The organism is Lentzea sp. (assembly GCF_036380075.1).
Classification (GTDB): Bacteria; Actinomycetota; Actinomycetes; order Mycobacteriales; family Pseudonocardiaceae; genus Lentzea.
Genome location: NZ_DASVFL010000374.1, coordinates 1 through 5,669, shown reverse-complemented (window position 1 = coordinate 5,669; position 5,669 = coordinate 1). Strand labels below are relative to the sequence as shown.

The 5,669-nt window shown below is 70.9% G+C and carries 5 protein-coding genes; 2 read left to right on the top strand and 3 right to left on the bottom strand.

Going from position 1 to position 5,669, the window contains the following annotated elements; all coding sequences use genetic code 11:
* The coding region (locus VF330_RS39515; protein ID WP_330856871.1) for an ABC transporter ATP-binding protein at positions 1 to 616 on the top strand (616 nt) is incomplete at its 5' end.
* A 5-nt stretch (positions 617 to 621) separates the two neighbouring features.
* Positions 622 to 3,141 carry an ABC transporter permease gene (locus VF330_RS39510; RefSeq protein ID WP_330856870.1) on the top strand — a complete coding sequence of 840 codons (2,520 nt, stop codon included), beginning with the start codon at positions 622 to 624 and terminating at the stop codon, positions 3,139 to 3,141.
* A 69-nt stretch (positions 3,142 to 3,210) separates the two neighbouring features.
* Here VF330_RS39510 and VF330_RS39505 read toward each other — a convergent pair whose 3' ends face one another.
* The 3 genes from VF330_RS39505 to VF330_RS39495 form a co-directional block, all read right to left on the bottom strand.
* Positions 3,211 to 3,723, bottom strand: coding sequence for a hypothetical protein (locus tag VF330_RS39505; protein ID WP_330856869.1), 513 nt, complete (start codon positions 3,721 to 3,723; stop codon positions 3,211 to 3,213).
* Between the two features lie 124 nt (positions 3,724 to 3,847).
* Positions 3,848 to 4,459 (bottom strand): helix-turn-helix domain-containing protein, encoded by a 612-nt coding sequence (locus VF330_RS39500; protein ID WP_330856868.1) that lies wholly within the window; start codon positions 4,457 to 4,459, stop codon positions 3,848 to 3,850.
* A gap of 5 nt (positions 4,460 to 4,464) precedes the next feature.
* On the bottom strand, positions 4,465 to 5,669 hold a 1,205-nt coding region (locus VF330_RS39495), incomplete at its 5' end, for an MFS transporter (protein WP_330856867.1).

The following is a 5,669-nucleotide window of genomic DNA, read 5'->3' as shown; positions in this document are numbered from 1 at the left end:
CGCGATCATGGGCCCGTCCGGTTCCGGCAAGTCCACGCTGATGCACTGCCTGGCGGGACTGGACACCGTGGACAGCGGGTCCATCCACATCGGACAGACCGAGATCACGAAGCTGGGCGACAAGGACCTGACGAAGCTGCGGCGTGACCGCGTCGGGTTCGTGTTCCAGGCGTTCAACCTGCTGCCGACGCTGACCGCCGAGCAGAACATCCTGCTGGGCCTGGAGCTCGCGGGCCGCAAGCCCGATCAGCAGTGGTTCGACACCATCGTCACCGTGCTGGGGCTGCGCGACCGGCTGTCGCACCGCCCGACGGAGCTGTCGGGTGGCCAGCAGCAGCGCGTGGCCTGCGCCCGCGCCCTGGTCGCCCGCCCCGAGGTGATCTTCGCCGACGAACCGACCGGCAACCTCGACTCCCGCAGCGGCGCCGAGGTCCTGGACTTCCTGCGCATGTCGGTCCGCAAGCTCGGCCAGACCGTGATCATGGTGACGCACGACCCGGTCGCCGCCAGCTACGCCGACCGCGTCGTCCTGCTGGCCGACGGCCGGCTCGCGGGCGAGATCCACCAGCCCACCACCGAATCCGTCGTGAACGCCCTCACGCACCTGGGGGCGTGAGACAGATGCTCAAGACCATCCTCGCGGGCCTGCGGGCCCGCACGGCGCGGCTGGTGCTGTCCAGCATCGCCATCGCGCTCGGCGTCGCGTTCGTCACCGGCACGCTGGTGCTCGGTGACGCCGTCGAGGCCCAGACCAGGGACAACTTCGCCCGCAGCGCCCGCAACGTCGACGCGGCCGTAACGATGGGGGAGAACAGCCCGAACCAGGAGGGCGGTGTCCCCGCGGACTTCCTGGACAGGATCCGCGGGGTGCGGAACGTCGAGGGCGCGGACGCGCGGATCCGCGGCAGGGCCATGATGCTCGACGCGGCGGGCAAGGCGCACTCGACGTTGGTGCAGCCGCTGCCGTCGACGGAGAAGCTGCGCGACTTCAACGTCGAGGACGGCAGGTACCCGTCCCGAGCCGACGAGGCAGCGGTCGACGCCAAGACCGCGCAGGTCGCGAAGCTCAAGGTCGGTGACCGGCTCACACTGCTCGACGAGAGCAACGCCGAGCACCCGTACACGATCGTCGGCACCTACGAGCAGGGTGCCAGCGGCATCTCGATGTCCGGCAGCCGCCACGTGCTGCTGACCCAGGAGGGACTGCGCCAGGTCGTTCCGGAGCAACGGATCTACGAGATCGTCGCGGCCGGAAAGCCCGGTGTGGCGCAACAACAGCTCGTAGACGACATCTCCCGGGCCATCGGTCCCGGCTACGTGGTGCAGACGGGTGAGCAGCTGACGCGGGAGGCGCTGTCCCGCATCGGTGGTTCCGGTCAGGAGTTCGAGGCGTTCCTGCTCGCGTTCGCCGCGATCTCGCTCGTCGTCGCCGGCATGGTCATCCACAACACCTTCACGATCCTCGTCGCCCAGCGCACCCAGGAGCTCGCGCTGCTGCGCTGCGTCGGCGCGGAACGCGGTCAGGTGTTCCGCAGCGTGCTCGCCGAAGCCGTCATCATGGGCCTGGTGGCCTCCGTGCTCGGCATCCTCGGCGGACTCGGCGTCTCCGCCGGCCTGCAACTGGCGGCGGGCCGGGTCCGCGGCCCGCGCGGTGACGAGGTGGAGATCAGCCTGCCGCTCACGTGGGTGACGGTCGCCGCGGGCCTCGGCGTCGGTGTGGTGGTGACCGTCCTGGCGGCCGTGCTCCCGGCCCGCCGCGCCACGAAGGTCGCGCCGGTCGCCGCCCTCCGGTCGCAGCCAGACAGCTCCGACGACGTCGCCCGCACCGGCAAGCTCCGGATCATCGCGGCGGCGCTGCTCGTCCTGTGCGCCACGGCTGGAGTCGTCGTCGGCCTGAGCAGGGCGGGCGGAACGGTCGCGATCCTCGCCACCGGCGGCAGCGCGATGGCGTTGCTGCTCGCGGTCCTGCTGCTCGGCCCGCTGTACGTGCCACTGGTGAACCGCCTGTTCGGCAAGCCGCTGCGCGGTGTCCCGGCGAAGCTCGCCTCGGCCAACGCGGGCCGCAACCCCAAGCGCACCGCCGCCACCACCGCGGCGTTGATGATCGGCGTCACCGTCGTCACGATGGCGTCCGTCGCGGCCGGCAGCGGCAGGCAGACCATGAGCGACCAGGTCGACAGCCGCTACCCGGCCGACTACTCGATCACCACGAACAACTACGAACGTCCGCTGACGCAACAGCTCGCCGACGAGCTCGCGAAGGTGAGGAACGTCGCCAGGGTGGTTCCGGAGGCCTACGCGAAGGCCAAGTCGTCCCGGGTGCCGTCCGCCTACGTGCTGGGCTACCCGGCCGACGCGATCGGCTCGATGATCCACGCGGACACGTCCGACGGAAAGCCGTTGGTACCGCTGAAGGACGACGAGATCGCGATGAACGAGAAGGTCGCCGCGAAGGCGGGTCTCGCGGTCGGAGCGACGCTCGACCTCGGCGGGAAGGACTTCCGGGTCGTCGCGCTGATCAAGGACACCGAGTTCGGCACCGGCCTGGTCACGTTCCCCGCGGCCACCGCACTGCTGCGGAACCCTCCGGCGGGCTACGAGAAGTTCCTGGTCAAACTCGTCCCCGGCGCCGACGTCGCGGCCGCGCGGGCTGATCTGGAACGGGCCACCGCCGCCTCGCCGTTCGCGGTGCTCGACTCCGCGGCGGAGGCGAAGGCCGACCTCAACGACAAGATCGACGAGATCCTGCTGCTCGTCTGGGCACTGGTGGCCCTCGCGCTGGTCATCGCCCTGTTCGGCATCGCGAACACGCTCACGCTCTCCGTGCTCGAACGCACCCGCGAATCGGCCCTGCTGCGCGCCCTCGGCCTCACCCGCGGGCAGCTGCGGCAGATGCTGGTCGTCGAGTCGATCCTGATGACGCTGATCGGCGCGGCGTCCGGGGCGCTGCTCGGGATCGGCTTCGGGTGGCTGCTGGTCAGCGCGGCCCGGTCGGAGTCCTTCCCGGTCAGCCTGTCGATCCCGTTCGGACAGATCGCCGGCGTGCTCGCACTGGCCGTGGTGGCCGCCGTGGTCGCCGCGGCGCTGCCCGCACGCCGGGCGGCCCGGAACTCCGTGGTGGCGGGAATGGCCGAAGCGTAGGAGCGACGAGATGGTCTGGTTTCCGGTGGGGCGGGGGATCGCACCTACCGGAAACCAGTGGTCACCCGATCAACTCACGCCCTCCGTGATCCAGGTGAACTGCAGCGGCCCGTAGACGGGCCTCGGCCACGTGACGCTCAGCGGGGTCAACGGCGCGGTCGGCGCGTTGAAGTCCGTCCTGCCGACCGGGTAGCCGAAGCCGGTGCCCGTCTTCGGCGCCCAGATGTAGATGAACGCGGGGCGGTCCTCGGTCACGTGCACCGACTCGACCGGCAGCCGCGCGGGCTTGGCGCTGAACGGGACGTCGATCGGCTGGTCGTTGGTGTCGTAGAACCGGGTGTAGACCAGCGGGCCGCTGAGCACGCAGTCCACGCCTTCGTGGCCCTTGAGCGTCAGCACGAACAGCCTGCTGGTGTCAGGACTCGGGGAGTACCCCTCGAAGAACCGGTCGACGACCACTTCCCCTGCGGCGCACCGCTGCGCCGAGTCCTGACCGGCCGCGGCGGGTACCGCTGCCGCGGACACCGCGGCCACGGTCAACGCCACCGCTGCCAGAACCCGCCCCAGACCTTGCTTTCCCATGGAGATCTCCTCAGTTCGTCACGTGTCCGACGATGTGAGGAGACGACGGCGAAGTCGGTGAGGATGCCGCGCTGACTTGATCAGAGGCGTTCAGGTAACCGGGAAGGGCTTTTCGGGCAGAGGATCAGTCGCGCCAGACGTCCGTCATGTTCCGGTCGAACATGCCCGCGATGGCGATCAGCGCGGCGTCCATGTCCACGGCGTCCGGATCGACCAGCGCCTGCAGGTGGACGCCCATGAGCGCGCCGTTGAGCGCCACCGCCGTGGCGCGCTCCTGCTCGGCTGCCCTGGCGGGGTCGACATCCGCCGGGCGGCGCAGGCGCAGCAACACCTCGATGCCCTCGCACCGGCGCCGGATGAACTCCTTGTAGTGCTCGTGCACGACGCCCCGGTCGTTGAGGGCCTCGACGAGGATCATGAACACCAGCGCCGAGTTCCCGTCGCTCAGCAGCCGAGTGCTCTCGGTGAACACCTCGGTGAGCGACGGCACGGTCTCGTAGCGCTCGGCGGGCCAGATCCGTTCCACCGCCCGCTCGACGACGGCCATCACGAGGCCGTCCTTGTTCTTGAAGTGCCACGGGATCGAGCCGCGGCTGATGCCGGACCGCTTCGCGATGTCCACAAAGGACGTGCGGTCGAACCCGCGTTCGGCGAACAGCTCCTCGGCCGCGTCCAGAATCCGGCGGCGGCTTTCGTCGCCGATCTCGTCGATCCGGCGGTGTCCTGGGGAGCTCACAGCGGTCATCGTACGAGCCGCGCGATGTCGCCGCGCACGTGCCGGGCGCTCATCACCAGCGCGAGTCCCGCGAGCACCGCTCCGGCCGGTGCCACCACGGTGATCGCCGTCTGCTCACCCCACAGCACCTTGGCGACCCCGGTCACCAGCGCGCCGCCCAGCCCGCCGACGGCCGCGATGCTGACACCCATCAGGGCGAACGCGGTGGCGCGGATGTCGTGCGGCGTCACCGCCGCGACGACCAGGCTCAGCGGGACGATGCCCGCGAAGGTCATGGCCTGGGTGACCACCCCGACGACGACGTAGGTGGCGACGTTCGGGGCGTGCGCCTGCACGGCGAACCCGATGCCCAGCAGGGTCAGCGCTGCCGCCGCCACGTACAGGCACCCCTTCGGGCTGAACCGGAACAGCCGGTCGCTGAGCCACCCGCTCAGTGCCGCCCCGGCCAGGCCGCCGACGGCGCAGGCGGACGTGATCAGCCCGCGCGCCACCGCCCCCTGGCCGAGTTGGTGCTGGAGGAGGACCGACAGGTAGGTCGGGACCGTCGTGATGGCCATGCCGAACGCGCCGAGCCCCGCCGCGGCCAGGACGAACGTGCGGATGCCGCGCAACTGCGTGAGGGCACCGCGCGGGGTGGTCGTGAAGTGCTCGCGCGGCGGCTCCGGCAGCCGGAACGCGGCGAGCCCCAGCAGCAGTGCGGGCACGGCGAGGAACCCGAAGGCCCAGCGCCACGGCTCGTTCTCCTCCGGGATCACCGCCGCGAACAGCACCACCAGCAGCGGGCCGAGGACGATGCCGAGCGGCTGGCCGCCGCGGTGCAGGCCGAGCACCCGCCCGCGTCCCGCGGGCGGGTAGGCGTCGACGAGCAGCGAGGACTGGATCGGTCCCTCGTTCGCCTTGCCGACACCGGCGACGACGCGGAGCACGACCGCCTGCCAGAGGTTCTGGACCATGCCGAGCAGTCCGGCCGCCGCCGCCCAGATCAGCGTGGCGATACCGGCGATGGTCGTGCGGCGGTGCCGGTCTCCCAGCAGGCCCAGTGGCAGGGCGGCGACCGCGACCATCATCCCGGTCAGGGCGGCGAGGGTGGCCATGACCTCCGTGCCGATGCCGAGCGAGCGGCTGATCTCCGGCGCGAAGACCACGAGCATCGACCCGTCGACGCTGTCGAGCACCTGCAGGCCGGCGAACACGCCGATCGTGGCCCGGC